Raw genomic sequence first — 18,478 nt, 5'->3', positions numbered from 1 at the left:
CACAGTGAATGCCGTATTAAATTAGCGGATTTCAAATAGGCACGAGAAAACTATGACGGAAGCTCTCCTCCCTAGGTGGGAGGTGCCACAACCGATGCAAGACCTCGATCACACTCGACGGACAGCGCTCAAAGTACTCGCCCTCCTCGGTGTCGGTGCGACCGGTAGTTCCGGCGTCGCGGCGGCCGACGAACACCGCGATGACGCCCCTCGTGACGACGAGCATCCAGCCCCCTCCGATCTCTTCGTCGCGCACCTTGAGCCGCAGGAAGACGTCGAAACGGACGCGGGAGGAATAGCGATCGTTCAGGAGCGTCACGATGGGCTCAAATTCGTCGTTGAAGTCTCGAACCTCGAGAACACGATCATGGGGCACATTCACGAGGACGAGGTTCTCGGACCGATCGCCGTCTGGCTGTACGACTTCGGGACGCAGGACGAACGGCTCGAGGAAGGACGATTCTCCGGCATCTTGGACGTCGGGACGATCACCGACGAGGTCATCGCGGAGGGACGCGTGCCGGAGGCAGAATCGGAGACCGTCGAAGAATTACTCGGAAAGATCGACGCCGGTGAGGCGTACGTGAACGTCCATACCCAGGAGCATCCCGGCGGCGCAATTGCCGGGCCTCTCGTCCCGTTCGAGCCACCGAGCATGATGCGCCCTGGCGATCATGACACTGATTTCGAATCCGAACCCGATACCGACGAGCCAACCAATGACTCCGATACCGACGAGCCAACCAATGACTCCGATACCGACACGTACGGCTGACAGCGGCACAAACAGGGTTCTGTGACACCGCCACAGATCAGGACGATGTCCAGTTCCCGAGCCGAAGAGAATTTTTGAGCGATCCGATTCACTCGGCACTTCCTTCGAAACGACTGCCTCCTGTCGTCGACGGACGACCTCGAGCATCGCACACCGACCTTTTACACCGCCCAACCGTAGGGAGACCCATGAGCGATCCCACCACCCGAAATCGGCTCGACGAGGAGGAGAGCCCGTATCTGCGCCAGCACGCGGACAACCCCGTCAACTGGCAGCCGTGGGACGAACAGGCCCTCGAGGCGGCCAGGGAACGCGACGTGCCGATCTTCCTCTCGATCGGCTACTCGGCGTGTCACTGGTGCCACGTGATGGAAGACGAGAGCTTCGCGGACGACGAAGTCGCGGAGATGCTCAACGAGAACTTCGTCCCGATCAAGGTCGACCGCGAGGAGCGCCCGGACGTCGACAGCATCTACATGACCGTCGCCCAGCTCGTCACCGGTCGTGGCGGCTGGCCCCTCTCGGCGTGGCTCACGCCCGAGGGCAAGCCCTTCTACGTCGGGACCTACTTCCCGAAAGAGGCCAAGCGAGGCCAGCCCGGCTTCCTCGACGTCCTCGAGCAACTCGTGAACTCCTGGGAGCAGGACCGAGACGAGGTCGAGAACCGCGCCCAGCAGTGGACCGACGCCGCGAAGGACCGACTCGAGGAGACGCCCGACTCCGTGGCCCAGGCGGAGCCACCCTCGAGCGAAGTGCTCGAGACCGCGGCCGACGCAGCCCTCCGAAGCGCCGACCGGCAGCACGGCGGCTTCGGCTCCGGCGGGCCGAAGTTCCCCCAGCCCTCCAGACTCCACGTCCTCGCCCGCGCGTACGACCGGACGGGCCGCGAGCAGTTCCGTGAGGTGCTCGAGGAGTCCCTCGACGCGATGGCCACGGGCGGGCTGTACGACCACGTCGGCGGCGGCTTCCACCGCTACTGCGTCGATCAGGACTGGACGGTGCCCCACTTCGAGAAGATGCTGTACGACAACGCGGAGATTCCGCGCGCGTTCCTCGCGGGCTACCAACTAACGGGCGACGACAGATACGGCGAAGTGACCGAGGAGACCCTCGAGTTTGTCGACCGGGAGCTGACCCACGACGAGGGCGGCTTCTTCAGCACGCTCGACGCCCAGAGCGAGACGGAAGACGGCGAGAAAGAAGAGGGCGTCTTCTACGTCTGGACGCCGGACGAAGTCGAGGACGTCCTCGAGAACGAAACCGACGCGGAACTGTTCTGCGTCCGGTACGACATCACCGAGTCCGGCAACTTCGAGGGAGCGAACCAGCCCAACCGCGTCCGTTCGATTCCGGACCTCGCCGACGAGTTCGACCTCGGGGAAGACGACGTCGAGCAGCGACTCGAGTCCGCCCGCGAAGCACTGTTCCAAGCCCGAGAACAGCTCCCGCGACCGAACCGCGACGAGAAGGTGCTGGCGAGCTGGAACGGCCTGATGATCAACACCTGCGCCGAGGCAGCGCTCGTCCTGGGCGAGGACGACTACGCCGACATGGCCGTCGACGCTCTCGAGTTCGTTCAGGATCGGCTCTGGAACGAAGACGAGCAGCGGCTCTCTCGCCGGTTCAAAAATGGGGATATCAAAGTCGGCGGCTACCTCGAGGACTACGCCTTCCTCGCCCGCGCTGCCCTCCGGTGTTACGAGGCGACCGGAACCGTCGACCACCTCGAGTTCGCGCTCGACCTCGCGCGCACCATCGAGGCCGAGTTCTGGGACGAGGGTCGAGGAACGCTCTACTTCACGCCCGAGAGCGGCGAGTCGCTCGTCACCCGGCCCCAAGAACTCGACGACCAGTCCACGCCCTCGGCGACCGGCGTCGCGGTCGAGACGCTACTCGCGCTCGACGGCTTCGCGGACGGCGAGGAGTTCGAGACCATCGCGTCGACCGTCCTCGAGACCCACGCCAACCGCATCGAAGCGAACGCGCTCCAGCACGCCTCGCTCTGTCTCGCCGCGGATCGGCTCGAGGCGGGCGCCCTCGAGATCACCGTCGCCGCCGACGAACTCCCCGACGAGTGGCGCGACCGATTCGCCGAGCGGTACTATCCCGACCGGCTGTTCGCGCTCCGGCCGCCGACCGCGGAGGGACTAGAGGACTGGCTCCACCAGTTAGGTCTCGAAGAGGCCCCCGCGATCTGGGCCGGCCGCGAGGCTCGCGACGGCGAGCCGACGCTGTACGTCTGTCGGGATCGGACGTGTTCGCCGCCGACGCACGACGTAACGGACGCACTCGAGTGGCTGGGTGACGAGGGTGACGCTGTCGAACCGGATAGCGCGTCGCCCGACGACCCGGAGAGTCCGTTCTAACGCCGCTCGCTGCTATCACTCGAGAGAAGACGAACCGACGGTACCGAAACGGCGATATCGAGACGGGCCTACAGTTCTTCCTCGAACTGTTTGGCCAACCAGATCGCCGGCGGGAGATCCTCCGACTCGACGAATCGCGTAATCTCCTCGCCCTCGTCGGTCTCGACTACGACCGTCGGGATGTACTCGATGTCGTACTCCTCGACGCCGGGTCCCTGCTTGTCCTCGTCGAGCGCGAACTCCTCGATTCGGTCCTCGGGGACGTTCGCCGCCTCGAGTGCGGCACCGAGATCCGGCAGGAGTTTCCGGCAGTCCTTACACCAGTCGCCCCCCCAGACATTGTACACCAGTTCGTCGTTGTGCGCTTCGAGCGTGTCGACAGCCTCCTGGTAGGACGCTTCGTCCCAGGTTGGATTCGGCTGCATGGTCTCGAGACTCATACTCGGAGGTAGTGAGTCCGGGGGCTTAACGGCGGTGTTTCGGGCAGGGGAGTTCGCTCGTGCCCTCGGGTCCCGTTCAGTACTAAAACCGGCCGTCTTCGAGTGCGATGTGAACGACCCTCCTCGAGTGAAAAACAGTGATAGCTCGATCGACCATCCGAAGCAATTTTCACACTAACCGCAAACATTATAACTATGGTATTCGACTCGACCGCTCACGCGGATCACGAGCAGGTATCGTACTTCACGGACCCCGAAACAGGGCTGCAGGCGATCGTCGCGATCCACGATACGACGCTCGGACCCAGCCTCGGCGGGACGCGAATGCTCGATTACGCGTCCGAGGATGCCGCTCTCGAGGACGTCCTGCGACTCTCTCGGGCGATGACGTACAAGGCCGCCGCGGCCGACCTCCCGCTGGGCGGCGGAAAAGCGGTAATCCTCGGTGACCCCGACGAGAGCAAAAGCGAGGCCCTGCTCGAGGCGTACGGCCGGGCCGTCGACTGTCTCACGGGTCGATACATCACGTCGGTCGACGTCAACTCCGGCGTCGAGGATATGGACGTTATCGCTCGAGAAACCGACCACGTCGTCGGGACGAGCGACGGATTGGACGATCCGTCACCGATCACGGCTCACGGCGTCTTTCACGGGATTCGAGCCTGCGCGGAGTCCGTTTACGGGACGCGGTCGATGGCCGACCACCACGTCGTGATTCAGGGGCTCGGCAAGGTCGGCCGATCGCTCGCCGAGGAACTGCTCGCCGACGGGGCCGCGGTGACAGTTACCGACGTCGACGACGACGCCGTCGATGCGTTCGCACGGGAGTACGACGTCGAAACCGTCGAGCCGGATGCAGTCTACAGCCGGTCCTGTGACGTCTTCGCACCCTGTGCTATCGGCGGTGTGATCAACGACGACACGATTCCCCGACTCGACTGCGACATCGTCGCGGGCGGGGCGAACAACATCCTCGCCGAACGACGGCACGCGACCGTCCTCCGGGAGCAAGATATCCTGTACGCACCGGACTACGTGATCAACGGTGCCGGTCTGATCACGGTCGCGAAGGAGTATTTCGGCGGCACCCGCGAGGAAGCCTACGAGGAGGCGGCCGCGATCGGTGACCGACTGCTCGAGATGATCGAACTCGCCGACGAGCGGGACACGACGGTGCTCGAAGCCGCCGACGCGTACGCCGAAAACCGCATCGAAGGGGGCGAACGGACGTCGACTACTCCGCTGTAACTCGAGGGAACGGGGCGCTCGCGTGGCAGTCGTTCGCTGCGCTCGCTCGAACGCGGTCTTTCGCTCGTCGCCGCGATCACGTTTCGAGACCCTGTCGACCCGGACATTCGATACACCGGCACGTCCTGCCAGTGTCCAGCATCGGTTTATGCCTCGAATCCTTACGGGTTGCCAATGAAAGGGAGCATCCTGGACACGATCGGCTCGCCGCTCGTCCAGGTCGACTCGCCGGAGGGCGCGACCGTCGCCGCGAAGGTCGAATCCTTCAACCCCGGCGGCTCGGCCAAGGACCGGCCGGCCCTCCAGATGATCCGGGCGGCCGAACGCGACGGCACGATCGAACCCGGCGACTGGCTCGTCGAACCGACCAGCGGGAACACCGGTATCGGCCTCGCGCTGGTCTGTGCGGCCCGGGACTACGACCTGACGATCGTCATGCCGGCGGACAAGTCCGAAGAGCGTCGCCGGATCATGGCCGCCTACGGCGCCGAACTCGAACTGGTCGACGGTAACATGGAGACCGCCCGCGCACGCGCCGACGAACTCGAGGCCGAAGGGGCGATCCAGTTGGGTCAGTTCGAGAACCCGGCGAATCCGGAGGCCCACTACCGGACGACCGGTGCGGAGATCGTCGAGCAAGTCGACGACCGCGAGATCGACGCGTTCGTCGCGGGCGTCGGCACCGGCGGCACGATTTCGGGCACCGGCCGTCGACTCCGCGAGGAGTTCCCCGAGATGGACATTATCGCGGTCGAGCCGGCCACGAACGCCGTCCTCTCGACGGGTGAAGCCGGTGACGACGACTTCCAGGGAATGGGGCCCGGGTTCGTTAGCAACAACCTCGATCTCGATCTGATCGACCGCGTCGAGACCGTCGAACTCGAGTCGGCCGAAGCCGAGTGTCGCCGACTCGCCCGCGAGGAGGGCGTCCTCGTCGGCCAGTCCAGCGGCGCGACGAGTCTGGTCTCCCAGCAGATCGCTCGCGAAATCGCCGAACCCACCCTCGACTGTCCGGAGGTGCCGGGGGCGTTCGACGAACCGGCCGCCACGCCGGAACCGGACGGCGGCGAACGACTCGACGACTGCCCGCTCGTGGTGACCATCTTCTGGGACAGCGGCGAGCGATACCTCTCGACGGGGCTGTTCGACTGATACGGTTTGCTGTAACGATTTACCGGTGCAACCGCAGGACGGTCGCGGTTGCACCGGAAATGACTTACAGCAGACCGTATGATGCCTCGAGCGGATCGAAAACCGCCGACTGACGAGCAACGAACCCCGAGCCGTGAAGCGAAAATCGCTCTTTCACCTTGGCCAACGTACTTTACCCGTCTCCGTGTGTGTCTCTCGTAATGACTGAACAATCCAGACGGACGCTCCTCTGTGCCGGCGCCGGACTGTTCACCCTCGCAGCCGGCTGTCTCGACGATACCGGCCTCTCGACGGGCAACGGCGATGACGATACCGGTGGGAACGAATCGGGATCCGGCGGGAACGGCACTGAACCCACCGCTACCGGTGACCTCGAGTCCTCGGACAACGTTTCCTTCGATCACACGGAGGTGCCGACGGAGCCCGAGGCGACGTTCGTCGCCAGCGAAGACCGTGCTGACGGCTGGCTCGACGAGCACGCGTTCGACGACGACGCGATTTCCGAATTCGTCGAGGAGACGCCGTTCGAGCAGTCGGTGCTGATCGCTCTCGAGGCCGACGCACCGAACCTCTGCTACGGACTGACACTCGAGGACGTCACGCTCGAGGAGGCCGACGACGCAGGCGACGCCCGACTCTCTATCGAGGCTGCGGTGACCGACGACTCGGGCGACGACGAGATGTGCGGACAGCAACTGACCGCCGTCGGCCAACTCGTCCGCGCGACGTTCGACGGCGAGCCCGCGACCGGCGCGTCGGTGACGATCGCCGATTCCGACGGGGAGACGCACGATATCGATATCGACGTCGAGAGCGACAGTGACGACTCCTGAGCGCGATTGACTGGTTCTAGAAGGCCGAGTAACGACACCGATCGACGGTCGACGACCAGCGACTGACGATCGACGATCCTCAGGGAGCGTGTTCGGCTTCGGTGAGCCGAACGACGAGCGTCTCCTCGACGTCGCGGAGATCGTACTCGGGGAGTTCGCCGTCGGTTCGACGGACGTACAGCGGTTCGACGAGTCGCCACTGCGAGCCGACGAACCCGGCGGAATCGCTCGAGTCGGTGTCGTCAGCGCTCGAGTCGTCGTCATCCTCTTCGCTCGATTCGCTCGGCCGCTCTGACTCGCTCGAGCCGGCCGCTGCAGTCGCCGACCCTGCGGGGGTTCCACCGTCGCTCGCTGCGCTCGAGTCCGTCTCCCGCTCCAGTTCCGATCCGACTCGCTCGAGGCCGTAGATCTTGCAGAACTCGGCGGTTTCGGCCGGCTCGACGGCGCCGTTTCGGAGTTCCGAGGCGAGCGGCCGCGAGAGCCACTCGTCGTCGCTGATGCTTGGCTCCTGGACGAGGGCTTCGTCGACGAAGCGGGTGAGATACCAGTTCAGGTCGTTCAACAGCGAGATCGCAGCGCCGACGCTGACCGTTCGAAGGGCGATCGAGTTCTCGAAGGGGCGCTCGAGATCGTACGTCGCGAGCGCCTCGCGGGACGTCTCCCGGGAGAGGAGTTCGTACTGGAGGTTACAGTCGGCCGTCCCGATGAGACAGACGCGCGTCACTGGGTGCACCTCCGTGCGTCGGTGTAATGTGGGTTTCGCTCTCGCTAGCCCACCCGCAGTGTCCGGACCGCGTCACTCATACGGACTACTGTAAGTCATTTCCGGCGCAACTGCGATCCGTCTGCGGTTGCGCCGGTAAATCGTTACAGCAATCCGTATCAGTCGTCGCCCGCGAACCTGGCGATGTGATCGATGTTGAGGTTGCTGACCGGAACGTCCTGCCCGATCGTGAACTCGGAGGTCGCGCCGCAGTCGTAACATTCGATGACGATATCGGTTTCGTGAGCGAGAATCCCGGCGTCCGTGTCTCCGCTGCAGGCCGGACACGAAAGCCAGTCCTGAAATCGGTGATCGACGTCCTTCATACGCTTCTCTCGAGCGAGTAGTCCCTCGAGATCCGAATAGCCGGTCGTTGACCGGTCAATTCGCTTTTATGGGGTGGGCTACTCAGTCGAAATCCGCGACAGACGATAACAATACCCGCCGAAGGACCTTCTCGTTGCCTCGGCGAATTCGATCGGAGAGCGCTTGACGGGTGATGTCGAGCTCCGCCGCCAGTTCGTCGAGATCGGCCTCGCTCGGCGTCTCGAAGTAGCCGTTCCGGAGCGCGAGGACGAGCGCCTCGCGCTGTTCTTCGGAGAGGCCGAACCGGTGGCCGCGATCCGAGTCCTCGGTCAGCGTGTACGTTCGCTCGACGTGGACGGTGATGTCGTGGTCCGTCAGATAGTTGTAGAGCGTCGTGAGCTTCTCGTGGTCATTGAACCGCAGGCGGAACGTCCAGACGCCGTTCGCGCGGCCCTCGAGGACGGTCGCCTCCGTCGCAGCGATACCCGCCAGCAGGTCGTCGTCGTCGTGGTCCTCCCACTCGATGCGGTAGAGGCCGCTCTCGCCGACCCTGTCGACGGCGTACAGCTCCTTGACGTACTCGCTCTCTCGAACCGTCGCCTCGAACGACGGCAGGTCGTCGCCGGTCGCCCAGACGAACGGCATGACGTCGTTCTCGGTCGGGACGATGCGCTCGAGTTCGAGGAAGACGTTCGGCGTGCTCGACAGGGCCTGCCCGAGGACGAACTCCTCCGGTTCGATGGAGAACTCCAGAATGACGCTCATACCGATTCAACAGGTACCACCATTGTAGCAGTTGCTATCGTGGCGAAAAGCGGGCCTACGGCTCGACCAGTTCCGCGTTTCGCGCGGCCTCCTCGGCCCGCTCGAGCAGGTCGTCGGGTTCGGCCTCGAGGAGCGGCTCGAGGCGCGCGTTCGTCTCGACGCGGTCCGGTGCGACACGATTACAGCCGGCGTCGATCGTCGAGTCGGTGTAGGTGTCGATCGCGCGGGCTTTCGCGACGATGTCCTGTTTGTCCAGCGTCAGCAGCGGACGGTGGATGGGGAGGCGAGCGGTGCGACTCGTCACGCCGAGGTTCCGGACGGTCTGGCTGGACTTCTGGCCGACGGCTTCGCCGGTGACGATTCCGTTGGCGTCGACGAGTTCGGCCAGCGTCTCGGCGGCCCGGTAGAAGAAGCGTCGCAGGGAGAGCATCCGGCCTTGCTCCATCTCCCGGACCAGCAGATCGACGGTCTCGCCGCCGGGGATCTTGTACACCTGCATGTCGAAGTTGGGTGCGTATCGCGAGAGTTTCCGAACCGTCTCCATCGCGCGCGCCTCGTGGTCGATGCCGCCGTAGGCTCCGAGATCGACGTACGCGGGCACGACGGGACAGCCGCGTTTCATCATCTCGTAGGCCGCGACCGGCGAGTCGATGCCGCCGCTGACCAGCGCGATGACCGGCTCCTGGGCGCCGAGCGGGAGCCCGCCGGGTCCGGGGACGTGCTCGAGGTAGACGAACGCGACGTCCTCGCGCACCTCGACGCCGAAGGTGACGTCCGGATCGTCGAGGTCGACTTCGGGGTCAAACTCGTCCTCGACGGCCTCCCAGATGGCCGTCCCGCCCTCGCGTGCCAGCTCCTCGCTGTCGTAGGGGAGCGTCTTGTCGGATCGGCGGGCGTCGACCGCGAACGTCCCGCCGGTGTACCGTTCGCGGGCCGTTTCGACGAGCGTCTCGAGGATCCGTTCCTTGTCCGTACTCACGGTCAGCGCGGGACTCGCGGAGACAATGCCGAAGACGTCCGTTGCGGCCGCGGTCGCCTCCGCGACGGCGTCTTCGGTGGTGTGGATCAGCGGTCGGTTCCACCGCCGTTCGACCTCGCCGGGGATCGAGCGGTCGGCTAACGTGGCCTCGAGGTTCTCGACGAGGATCCCCTCCATATACCGCTTGACGGTGTTGCTCTTGGTGTTGACGTCCCCGTGACGGAGGAGGACGGTATCGGCTCCCGGCGGGTGCATAGGCGGAATAGACGGGCGGAGCTATAAGGGGATTACGAGGAGCGGACGAGACGCGAGTCCGCGGAATCGAGTCTCGTTCGCGGTCCGGATACGTCACGCGGCCTATCGCAGACCGGCAACTTTCCGGTAGGCCAGTTTCGGGAGCTGTCCGACGACCGCCGGAAAGGCGAGTCCGAGCTGGGCACTCACGTCCTGCATGTCCCAGTACGCGCGGTCGTCGACCAGTTTGCCGTCCTCGACGTGGACGATCGACATGCCGTTGATGCTCATTCGCCGATCGGTCGGTGGGATCCCGTCCATCGATCCGTCGTGGGTCGCCGTGAGCGTCCACTCGCAGAGAACGGCATCGTCGTCGGCGACGAGCGTGTCGATCCCGACGTAGAAGTCCGAAAAGGACGATTCGGTCTCGCGGAGGTACGCGGTAAACTCACGGGGGCCGCGAATCGGTTCCGAGAGTGTCGGATCCGCGTACGTAAACGATTCGGCGACGAACTCCGGTACTCGATCGAACTCGTGGTCCTGCCAGAGTGCAGTGACGTAGTCACGGACGAGGCGTTCGTTATCTTTGGCGGTAGCTTCTACTGACATCTGTCTCTCCTGACGCCCTCACCGTCGCTTGCAGGCTCTCGAGGAGCCAGTCAGGCAACGAGAACGTACGTATCTAGAGGCGTCCGGAAGTGTTAACTGTTACCGTGAAACAAGGTAGGGGGACCACACTAGTTACCCGGCCGATTCGCTGATCGTCGGACTCACCCGCCCGGTGTGAGAGTAGATCCCGACGACGAGGACGACGCCCGCGAGCATCGGCACGATCGCGCTGACGCCGTAGATAACTTCGAAACCGACGACGTCGACCAGCGGGAGCGAGACGAGCGGTCCGAGTCCGCCGCCGACGTCGCCGAGGACGTTGTTCGTCCCCATCGCGCGGCCGACGCGCTCCTCGGGCGTTAGATCTGCGAGCAACGCCGTGAGCGGCCCGCCGACGCCACCCTGTCCGGCGCCGATCAGGAGACACGCGAGAACCAGTACTTCGAAACTCGAGCCAACTGCCAGAACGACGAAGCCGACACACGACGTGATCAGGAAGGCGATCATGACGGGGACGCGTGCGCCGACCGAATCGCTCAGTGCGCCGCCGCCGAGCGTGAACACCGCGCCCGCCAGTACGGTCAGTCCCATCAGCATCCCCGACGAACCCTGCGCGTCGAGTCCGAAGATGGAGATCGCGCGGACGTCGAGCAACAACACGAGCGTCGAGAAGAGGACGCCGATGTACGCGAAGTAGAGCCCGAAGTTGACGAGACCGATCGTCAGCGCCGGGACACTCACGTCGACGTCCCAGGGCTTGACCGACGTCTGTTCGGCTTCGACGTGCGTTTCGGGGACGATCAGGTAGGCGATGATACTCGCGAGGCCGGCGAACGACGCGGCGAGAACAAAGGCTTCGACGTTCCCCCAGACGTCGCTGACGATGCCACCGAGGACGAGTCCGGCGGGAAAACCGAAGGTGATGCCCGCGCGGACGATGCCCATGCTGGTTCCTCTCGAGTCCGCCTCGCTCACGTCGGCGGTGATCGTGTACGCGGTCGCGAAGACGAGCGCGCTGCCGATCCCCCAGAGGATGCGGGCGACCATGAACCAGAACTCCGGTATCGTCGAGAGGATCGCGACGACGTACATGAACGTCGCCAGGCCCTCGATCGCCAGCCCCGCGACGAACGGCTTTCGAGTCCCGATCCGATCGACGAGGACGCCCGCGGGCGCGTTCGCGACGAGCCGTGTAAACCGGTTTGCGCTCAGAATGAGGCCGACCATGAAGGCCGAAATACCGAGCACTTCGCCCAGGTTCGGCAGGATCGGAAAGATGACGCCGCCGCCGAAGCCGACGAAGAAGGTACTCGCGACGACGGCGAAGACGATCCGATTCGAACCGGCTGAGGGGAGGTTCACTGGCGATCGCTCTCGAGTGCTATTTCGATTCGTAACTCACTAGACGACTAGCACGAGCGTGTGGCTGAAGGGTCTATCGAAACCGGAGATTCCCCGGAAACACCCCCATCTTCCCGGTGCGCTCCCGAGGTCGATCCGGCGACGTCGTACTCGGCCGCCCAATCCCAGTGAATCGGAGCCGGCTGTCGGATATATACCCCGCACCGTCGACAGAGCCAACGTAAATGCTCACACAGCGAGGGGATCGATTCTGGACCTACGAGGAACCGCTTCGGTTTCTCGGCGTCGACATCGGGCGAATTATGTCCGTTATGCGGCTCTCGAGCGGCGGGCTGTTTATTCAATCGCCGGCCGAACTGACTCCCGAACTGAACTCGGCGCTGGACGACCTCGGCGAGGTTCGGTTCGTCGCCCCGGCGAGCAAACTCCACGGGCACCTCCACATGGAACAGTACAGGGCGGCGTATCCCGACGCCGAACTGCTCGCTGCACCCGGACTGCCCGCACGGCGGCCCGACCTGCGGTTCGATCACCTGTTGGGCGACACGCCGGATCCGCAGTGGGGAACCGACGTCGATCAGGTGGCGATCGTCGGCCACCGGTGGCTCACCGAAATCGCCTACTTCCACCGGCCGAGTCGAACGGTTATCCTCGGCGACGTCGGCTTCCACATCGGCGACAGTAGCCCGTTGAAAACTCGCCTCGTGGCCCGCGCCCTGCGCGTCTACGAGCGGATCGGCCCGCCGGTCGAGTTACGCCTCACGATCCAAAACGAGGCCTCGTTCCGGCGCTCGATACGGGACGTCCTCGCGTGGGAGTTCGACCGCGTCGTTCCCGGCCACGGCGAGATCGTCGATACCGGCGGCAAACAGGCCGTTCTCGAGGGGTACGAGTGGCTGTTCCAGTGAGAAAACGAAGAACCCGACGTCCGCTTTCGCCGGTCAGAACGTCGTGAGTTCGCCGTCGATCACGCGACGCGTGATCTCGGTGACGTTCGCGAGTTCCTCGTCGACGATTGCCTCGACGTCCGCTTCGACGTCGCCGAGTGCGACGCCGTCTTCGGTGACGACGTGGACGTCGGCGACGTGTGGCTGGTCGATCGGACGACCGATTTGGGAGAGCAGACGCACCCGCAGGTCGCGGATGCCGTCGACCTCACCGACGACCTCGTCGGCGATTTCGGTCGAGAGCAGGTTGTAGATCTTCCCGATGTGGTTGACCGGGTTCTTGCCGCTCGTGGCCTCCATCGACATCGAGCGGTTGGGCGTGATGAGGCCGTTCGCGCGGTTCCCGCGGCCGACGGAGCCGTCGTCACCCTGCTCGGCGGAGGTGCCCGTAACCGTGAGATAGATCGAGCCCTCCTCGTAGTCGTCGGCCGTGTTGACGTGAACGTCGACCGCGCGGTCGGTGTGCTCGTTCGCGACCTCCTCGACGAACTCCCGGACCGATTCGACGGCATCGGCGTACGCGTCGAGATCGGCGATGTGCTCGTCGACCATCGCCGCCGCGACGGTGACGTCGATCTCGTCGCCCTCGCGTTTGCCCATGATTTTGACGTCCGTGCCGAGTTCCGGGTTCTCGTCGGCGTACTCGCCGTTGAGCCGGTGCTCGGCCTCGAGGACGATCTGTTCGGTCTCGGTCAGCGGCGCGTGGCCGACGCCGAAACTGGTGTCGTTGGCCATCGGGACGCTCACTGGGGCGGACGGCTCGTCACCGTCCGCCGAATCCGAGACGTCCTCGCCGAAGACCTCCTGCAGATCCCCGCTTCCCTCGCCGAGTTTGACGTCGACGACGATGTCCTCGCCGAACGTGAGCTGTGGGATCGTCTCCTCCAAGTACTCGCGTGCGGCGCGCAGCGCGATGGGCTCGGCGGGGATGGTCTGGCCCTCGTAGTGTTTGGTCGCGCGGCCGACGATCAGCAGATAGATGGGATCGACGACTTCGCCGCCGCCGAAGGCGGGTGCGGCCTCGCCGGCGACGAGTTGGGTCTCGTCGGTATTGAAGTGGAGCACTTCGCCCACGCGGTCGATGTACTCGCGGGCCAGTGCGCTGGCGACGGCCTCGGCGATGCCGTCACAGATCGAGTCCGGATGGCCGATTCCCTTCCGCTCGACGATCTCTACTTCCTGGTCTTCGACTGCCTGACGGTCGATCGGCTCGACCCGAATGTTCCGCTCGCTCATTACCGGGAGTTGGGTGACTGGCGTTCTATAACTTGCGGAAACAAAACCGAAACGAAAATGTCTGGAAGTAATACGGGTCGCCCGTCCGAACGCCGGGTAATCGCGCCGAGCGTCAGCCGGCGGTGTCAGGACTCGAGCAACAGCCCCAGATACGACGTCCGAAGCTGCTCGTCCGGATCGAGGTCGAGTTGCTCGAGGACGTCGTAGGCTCCCTCTCGCGCCGACTCGAGTTCGGCTTCCGTCTCTACGTCCCTTTCGACCTCGACGTACTCGCCGACGTCGTCGACCGAATCGAGCGTGATCGTGTAGCCGTCGAGGGCGAATCGCTCGCGTTCCTTGCGGACCGTCGCGGCCGCCTGGAAGCCGAGGTTCGTCAGCACGGCGTCCATCGTCTCGCCGTCGCCGACGGCCGTCTCGAACTCCTCGCGGCTCTTTGACTCCTCGTCTAGGAGTGGCCCTTTGTACGTAATGCGCGTCTCGTCGGTGCCGGCTTCGGGGTTCGACTCCCGGCGGATTCGCAGCGCTTCGTCCGTCTCGACGAACGAGCGGTGGGGCGCGTCGTAGTACGTATCCTCCTGGACGATAGCCCGCTCGCGGCTCCCGTCGTGGGCCTCGAGTCGGGTCCGGACCGCGTCGAGGTCGGCGGGGACCTTCACTTCGACTTCGTACATGGTCGAGACCACGGAATGCGGTCGGAAGAATCGGTCGCTCTCCGTCTCGCGTGAAAACGTGTACCTTAAATGTAGACGGCGGGACGTACAACGTATGACCGAGGAACAGGAGGCCGAGCTAGAGGAGCAGGCCGATGACGTTGATGCAGAAGTAGATGACGAGTCGGATGCAGCCGACGAGGACGGGCTGCAGCGCGGCGACTTCGTCGAAATCGAGTACACCGCGTACACCGTCGAGGGTGAACAGCTGGTCGACACGACCGACCCCGAAGTCGCCGAGGAAGAAGGCGTCGACGACCAGGGCCAGGAGTTCAAGCCGCGAACGATCGTCCTGGGCGAGGGCCACATCTTCGAAGGTGTCGAGGACGCACTCGTCGGCAGCGAGCCCGGCGACTCCGGCACCGTGACGATTCCCGCCGAAGAGGCCTTCGGCGAGCACGACCCCGACGACGTCCAGACCGTCAGCGCCGAGAAGATCGACGAGGACGACCGCTACCCCGGTGCGAACGTGCAGATCGACGGCCAGCAGGGCTACATCAGCACGATCATCGGCGGCCGCGCCCGCGTCGACTTCAACCACCCGCTTGCCGGCGAGGACGTCGAGTACGAGTTCGAGATCGTCGAGGAAGTCGAGGACCGCGAACAGCAGGCCGCCGGCCTGTTCGAGATGTACCTCGGCATGGAGCCCGACCTCTGGATCGAGACGGACGAGGTCGAAGAGGAGGTTCCCGTCGAACCCGACGAGGATGACGAGGACGCCGAGCCCGAGTTCGAGACCGAGACCGTCGAGAAGGAGACGGTCTACCTCGAGGCCACGCCCCAGATGACCATGAACCAGCAGTGGATGATGGGCAAACAGCAGATCGGTCAGGACATCATCGACAAGATCGGTGTCGACCGCGTCATCGTCCAGGAAGTCATCGATGGCATGGGCATGGGCGGCATGGGCGGCATGATGGGCGGTATGGGCGGCATGGGCGGCGGCGACATCGAGGAAGCGCTCGAGGACGCCGACGTCGACGCCGACGAAATCGTCGAAGAGCTCGAAGGCGCCGAAGAGTAAGCAGCTCCGGTTCGTTTTTCGCGGTTTTTGGTCGTCACCGAGAGTCGTTCCTGTCGAAACGTTCGAGCAGTCTCACGAGGGCAAGTATCCGTTCCAGCGACCTCATCGACCGATCAGTACAGTTCAAGGACGTATCACTGCGGTCGCGTCGCAAGCGCAGCACCCGCGAGCGGAACGCGGTTCGGAGGCCAAAGGCCGAGAACCGCGGAATTCCGAGCGGCCTTTTTAGCGTAGATTTTTGCGCTGAGAGGTGAGTGAGCGAAGCGAGCGAACCCGAGGCGCAAAAAGGTACTTCCGCAGGAGAAGTTGCCGATCAGGCGATATCCCGACTCGTGTCGATCGCCACCTCTTCCGTCAACTCGAGTTTGATCGCGTCGGTCGGCTGGGCGCCGCCGCGGAACTTGGGGATCGTCAGGTGGTTCTCGAGTTCGCTGCCGGCGGTCTCGGTTCGGAGGTCGAAGACGGCATCGGCGGCGTGGAACGTCCGCGTTCGGCCGACGGGGACGTCGTCGCCTTTCAGACAGTGTAGTACTGCGATCGAACTAGTATCGAGCATCTGGGACTTGAGTTCGTTGAGAAAGCTGACGTACTCGTCGGTGTCGGCGTCTTCCAGGACGTCCATCGTGTCGATGATGAGATTCGCGCCGTCGGGCAGCGCGCCGATGAGGCGGGTCGCCTCCTCGAGCGGGTTCTCGCTGGTGACGTGTCGGACGGTCGGACTCCCGACCTCGGAGGGGGAGGATTCGATCGCGTGGCGGATGGCGTCGTCGGAGCGCTCGGTCGAGAGATACAGGGTGCCGCGGGCGGCCGTGAGTTCGTACAGGAGGAGTTCGGACTGACTGGCTGGCTCGGCGGTGTACGCGACGATACACCCCGGCGGTAACCCACCGTCGAGTTTTCGATCCAGCACGTCGATCCCGGTATCCAGCCGACCGACCATACAATTGTGACCAGTAACCACAGAGCCCGCATAACTCTTTGGCTTCGGATCAATTCGCGGACGTGAGACAGTTACGATCGGGAACAGATTCGGGATCCGTTCCGTCGATTGACGGACTTCCCGCGACCCCGATACGCGGTGATTCGATGGGGTGCGACGGGACGCTGCACCGGGCGGGCGAACAGGCCGAACCGGCTGGCGCTACCGACGATGTCGAATGGAGAGATTCAAGGGGACGCCAAGAGCTAACACGAACGAATGCGCCACGATCACCTCATCACGAGCAAACAACTCTCGCGGGCGGACATCGAGACCGTCCTCGACCGGGCGGCCGAGATCGACGCCGATCCCTCGGCCGTCGCCGATCGTCACGCGAACCGATTGCTCGGCCTGCTCTTTTTCGAACCGAGTACGCGGACGAAGATGAGCTTCGAAACCGCGATGAAACGCCTCGGCGGCGACGTCGTCGACATGGGTTCGGTCGAATCCTCGAGCGTCAAGAAAGGCGAGACGCTCGCCGACACCGTTCGAGTCATCGAGGGCTACACCGACGCGCTCGTCCTGCGCCACCCCAAGCAGGGCGCGGCGACGATGGCCAGCGAGTTCGTCGACGTCCCGCTGTTGAACGCCGGCGACGGCGCGGGCCACCATCCCACGCAGACGTTGCTCGATCTCTACACGATCCGCGAGAACGCCGGACTGGACGACCTCACCATCGGGATCATGGGCGACCTGAAGTACGGTCGGACGGTCCACTCGCTGGCCTACGCGCTGACGAACTTCGACGCGCGCCAGCACTTCGTCAGCCCCGAGAGCCTCCAGTTACCCCGCGAGGTCGTCTACGACCTCCACCAGGCCGACGGCGGCGCCGGGATTCGCGAACACGACTCGCTCGAGGAGGTCCTGCCCTCGCTGGACGTGCTCTACGTCACCCGCATCCAGCGCGAGCGATTCCCCGACGAACAGGAGTACCAGAAGGTCGCCGGCGAGTACCAGATCGATATGGAGACGCTCGAGGCCGCGAGCGACGACCTGACGATCATGCATCCGCTGCCGCGGGTCGACGAGATCGCACCGGCGATCGACGAGACGGAGTACGCGGCCTACTTCGATCAGGCGCACAACGGGGTGCCGGTACGGATGGCGCTGCTCGATCTGTTCTTGCAAGAGGGAGGTGATGGCGATGAGTAACGGACGCGACGAGCACACGAACGCCGGCGACCCCGAAAGTGGCGACGATCACCAGTTGCGCGTCAGCAAGATCCGCAGCGGAACCGTCATCGACCACGTTCGCGGCGGACAGGCGCTGAACGTGCTGGCGATTCTCGGCATCGACGGCAGCGAGGGTGAGGAGCTCTCGGTCGGGATGAACGTCCCGTCGGATCGACTCGCGCGCAAGGACATCGTGAAGGTCGAGGGACGGGAACTCAGCCAGGACGAGGTCGACGTGCTCTCGTTGATCGCGCCGGACGCGACGATCAACATCGTCCGCGACTACGAGGTGATCGAAAAACACCGCGTCGACCGCCCCGAAATCGTCGAAGACGTGCTCTTCTGTCCCAACTCGGGCTGTATCACGACCGGCGACGAACCGGTCACGTCCCAGTTCGAAGTGCTCGACGACGGCGTGCGCTGTGCGTACTGCGGGACGATCGTCCGCGAGGAGATCGCGTCGTTGATCGACACCTGAGGGAAGAACATTGGCGGCGAGTGGACTCCGGTAAACCGTTCTTCATTTCTAGCAACGTATCCAGAATATCTAAGTGGGCTGCAATGTAGTGTCTAGATG

At 64.3% G+C, this 18,478-nt stretch carries 19 protein-coding genes; 9 read left to right on the top strand and 10 right to left on the bottom strand.

What is annotated here, in order from left to right; genetic code table 11:
- The first annotated feature begins 94 nt into the window (after nucleotides 1-94).
- Nucleotides 95-775, top strand: a complete 681-nt coding sequence (locus ACSFC7_RS14230; protein WP_436343490.1) for a CHRD domain-containing protein — start codon at nucleotides 95-97, stop codon at nucleotides 773-775.
- Nucleotides 776-963: 188 nt separating this feature from the next.
- Nucleotides 964-3,141 (top strand): thioredoxin domain-containing protein, encoded by a 2,178-nt coding sequence (locus ACSFC7_RS14225; protein WP_436343489.1) that lies wholly within the window; start codon nucleotides 964-966, stop codon nucleotides 3,139-3,141.
- A gap of 68 nt (nucleotides 3,142-3,209) precedes the next feature.
- Here ACSFC7_RS14225 and ACSFC7_RS14220 read toward each other — a convergent pair whose 3' ends face one another.
- Complete coding sequence (locus ACSFC7_RS14220) at nucleotides 3,210-3,581, bottom strand: TlpA family protein disulfide reductase (RefSeq protein WP_436343488.1); 372 nt, start codon at nucleotides 3,579-3,581, stop codon at nucleotides 3,210-3,212.
- Nucleotides 3,582-3,776: 195 nt separating this feature from the next.
- Here ACSFC7_RS14220 and ACSFC7_RS14215 point away from each other — a divergent pair, with 195 nt between their 5' ends.
- The 3 genes from ACSFC7_RS14215 to ACSFC7_RS14205 all read left to right on the top strand — a co-directional run bounded on the left by ACSFC7_RS14215 (nucleotide 3,777) and on the right by ACSFC7_RS14205 (nucleotide 6,814).
- On the top strand, nucleotides 3,777-4,829 hold the full coding sequence (locus tag ACSFC7_RS14215; protein ID WP_436343487.1) for a Leu/Phe/Val dehydrogenase: 1,053 nt from the start codon (nucleotides 3,777-3,779) through the stop codon (nucleotides 4,827-4,829).
- A gap of 174 nt (nucleotides 4,830-5,003) precedes the next feature.
- The gene (locus ACSFC7_RS14210) at nucleotides 5,004-5,981 is read left to right on the top strand and encodes a PLP-dependent cysteine synthase family protein (protein WP_436343486.1); all 978 of its coding nucleotides are present in this window, start codon (nucleotides 5,004-5,006) and stop codon (nucleotides 5,979-5,981) included.
- 200 nt (nucleotides 5,982-6,181) lie between these two features.
- On the top strand, nucleotides 6,182-6,814 hold the full coding sequence (locus ACSFC7_RS14205) for a hypothetical protein (RefSeq protein WP_436343485.1): 633 nt from the start codon (nucleotides 6,182-6,184) through the stop codon (nucleotides 6,812-6,814).
- Nucleotides 6,815-6,893: 79 nt separating this feature from the next.
- Here the strand turns inward: ACSFC7_RS14205 and ACSFC7_RS14200 are convergent, their stop codons facing one another.
- From ACSFC7_RS14200 to ACSFC7_RS14175, 6 genes are all read right to left on the bottom strand, one after another.
- Nucleotides 6,894-7,538, bottom strand: coding sequence for a DUF5804 family protein (locus tag ACSFC7_RS14200; RefSeq protein ID WP_436343484.1), 645 nt, complete (start codon nucleotides 7,536-7,538; stop codon nucleotides 6,894-6,896).
- A 158-nt stretch (nucleotides 7,539-7,696) separates the two neighbouring features.
- Nucleotides 7,697-7,903: a hypothetical protein gene (locus ACSFC7_RS14195; protein WP_436343483.1), complete on the bottom strand. Its 207-nt coding sequence runs from the start codon at nucleotides 7,901-7,903 to the stop codon at nucleotides 7,697-7,699.
- Nucleotides 7,904-7,985: 82 nt separating this feature from the next.
- On the bottom strand, nucleotides 7,986-8,648 hold the full coding sequence (locus tag ACSFC7_RS14190; protein ID WP_436343482.1) for a helix-turn-helix domain-containing protein: 663 nt from the start codon (nucleotides 8,646-8,648) through the stop codon (nucleotides 7,986-7,988).
- Between the two features lie 55 nt (nucleotides 8,649-8,703).
- The gene (locus ACSFC7_RS14185; protein WP_436343481.1) at nucleotides 8,704-9,882 is read right to left on the bottom strand and encodes a tRNA sulfurtransferase; all 1,179 of its coding nucleotides are present in this window, start codon (nucleotides 9,880-9,882) and stop codon (nucleotides 8,704-8,706) included.
- A gap of 102 nt (nucleotides 9,883-9,984) precedes the next feature.
- Nucleotides 9,985-10,470, bottom strand: a complete 486-nt coding sequence (locus tag ACSFC7_RS14180; protein ID WP_436343480.1) for an ester cyclase — start codon at nucleotides 10,468-10,470, stop codon at nucleotides 9,985-9,987.
- A 132-nt stretch (nucleotides 10,471-10,602) separates the two neighbouring features.
- A complete protein-coding gene (locus ACSFC7_RS14175; protein WP_436343479.1) occupies nucleotides 10,603-11,832 on the bottom strand; it encodes an MFS transporter in 1,230 nt (409 codons plus the stop codon).
- Between the two features lie 224 nt (nucleotides 11,833-12,056).
- Here ACSFC7_RS14175 and ACSFC7_RS14170 point away from each other — a divergent pair, with 224 nt between their 5' ends.
- Nucleotides 12,057-12,740 (top strand): DUF4336 domain-containing protein, encoded by a 684-nt coding sequence (locus ACSFC7_RS14170; RefSeq protein WP_436343478.1) that lies wholly within the window; start codon nucleotides 12,057-12,059, stop codon nucleotides 12,738-12,740.
- 33 nt (nucleotides 12,741-12,773) lie between these two features.
- Here ACSFC7_RS14170 and ACSFC7_RS14165 read toward each other — a convergent pair whose 3' ends face one another.
- Nucleotides 12,774-14,015, bottom strand: a complete 1,242-nt coding sequence (locus tag ACSFC7_RS14165) for a methionine adenosyltransferase (protein WP_436343477.1) — start codon at nucleotides 14,013-14,015, stop codon at nucleotides 12,774-12,776.
- A 125-nt stretch (nucleotides 14,016-14,140) separates the two neighbouring features.
- The gene (gene cyaB, locus ACSFC7_RS14160; protein ID WP_436343476.1) at nucleotides 14,141-14,686 is read right to left on the bottom strand and encodes a class IV adenylate cyclase; all 546 of its coding nucleotides are present in this window, start codon (nucleotides 14,684-14,686) and stop codon (nucleotides 14,141-14,143) included.
- A 94-nt stretch (nucleotides 14,687-14,780) separates the two neighbouring features.
- On the opposite strand from cyaB, the gene ACSFC7_RS14155 reads away from it, so the two are divergent.
- Nucleotides 14,781-15,749 (top strand): FKBP-type peptidyl-prolyl cis-trans isomerase, encoded by a 969-nt coding sequence (locus ACSFC7_RS14155; protein ID WP_436343475.1) that lies wholly within the window; start codon nucleotides 14,781-14,783, stop codon nucleotides 15,747-15,749.
- Between the two features lie 313 nt (nucleotides 15,750-16,062).
- Here ACSFC7_RS14155 and ACSFC7_RS14150 read toward each other — a convergent pair whose 3' ends face one another.
- The gene (locus tag ACSFC7_RS14150; RefSeq protein ID WP_436343474.1) at nucleotides 16,063-16,689 is read right to left on the bottom strand and encodes an RAD55 family ATPase; all 627 of its coding nucleotides are present in this window, start codon (nucleotides 16,687-16,689) and stop codon (nucleotides 16,063-16,065) included.
- Between the two features lie 258 nt (nucleotides 16,690-16,947).
- Here ACSFC7_RS14150 and pyrB point away from each other — a divergent pair, with 258 nt between their 5' ends.
- Both pyrB and pyrI read left to right on the top strand, forming a co-directional pair.
- A complete protein-coding gene (gene pyrB / locus ACSFC7_RS14145; RefSeq protein WP_436343473.1) occupies nucleotides 16,948-17,880 on the top strand; it encodes an aspartate carbamoyltransferase in 933 nt (310 codons plus the stop codon).
- The gene (pyrI, locus tag ACSFC7_RS14140; RefSeq protein ID WP_436343472.1) at nucleotides 17,867-18,379 is read left to right on the top strand and encodes an aspartate carbamoyltransferase regulatory subunit; all 513 of its coding nucleotides are present in this window, start codon (nucleotides 17,867-17,869) and stop codon (nucleotides 18,377-18,379) included. Before pyrB ends, pyrI begins: the two co-directional genes overlap by 14 nt.
- Nucleotides 18,380-18,478: the final 99 nt, after the last annotated feature.

The sequence above is a fragment of the Natronorubrum halobium genome, assembly GCF_051351675.1.
In the GTDB taxonomy this organism is placed as follows: Archaea; Halobacteriota; Halobacteria; order Halobacteriales; family Natrialbaceae; genus Natronorubrum.
The sequence above is the reverse complement of the archived record's forward strand: the minus strand, read 5'-3'. Positions and strand labels throughout refer to the sequence as shown.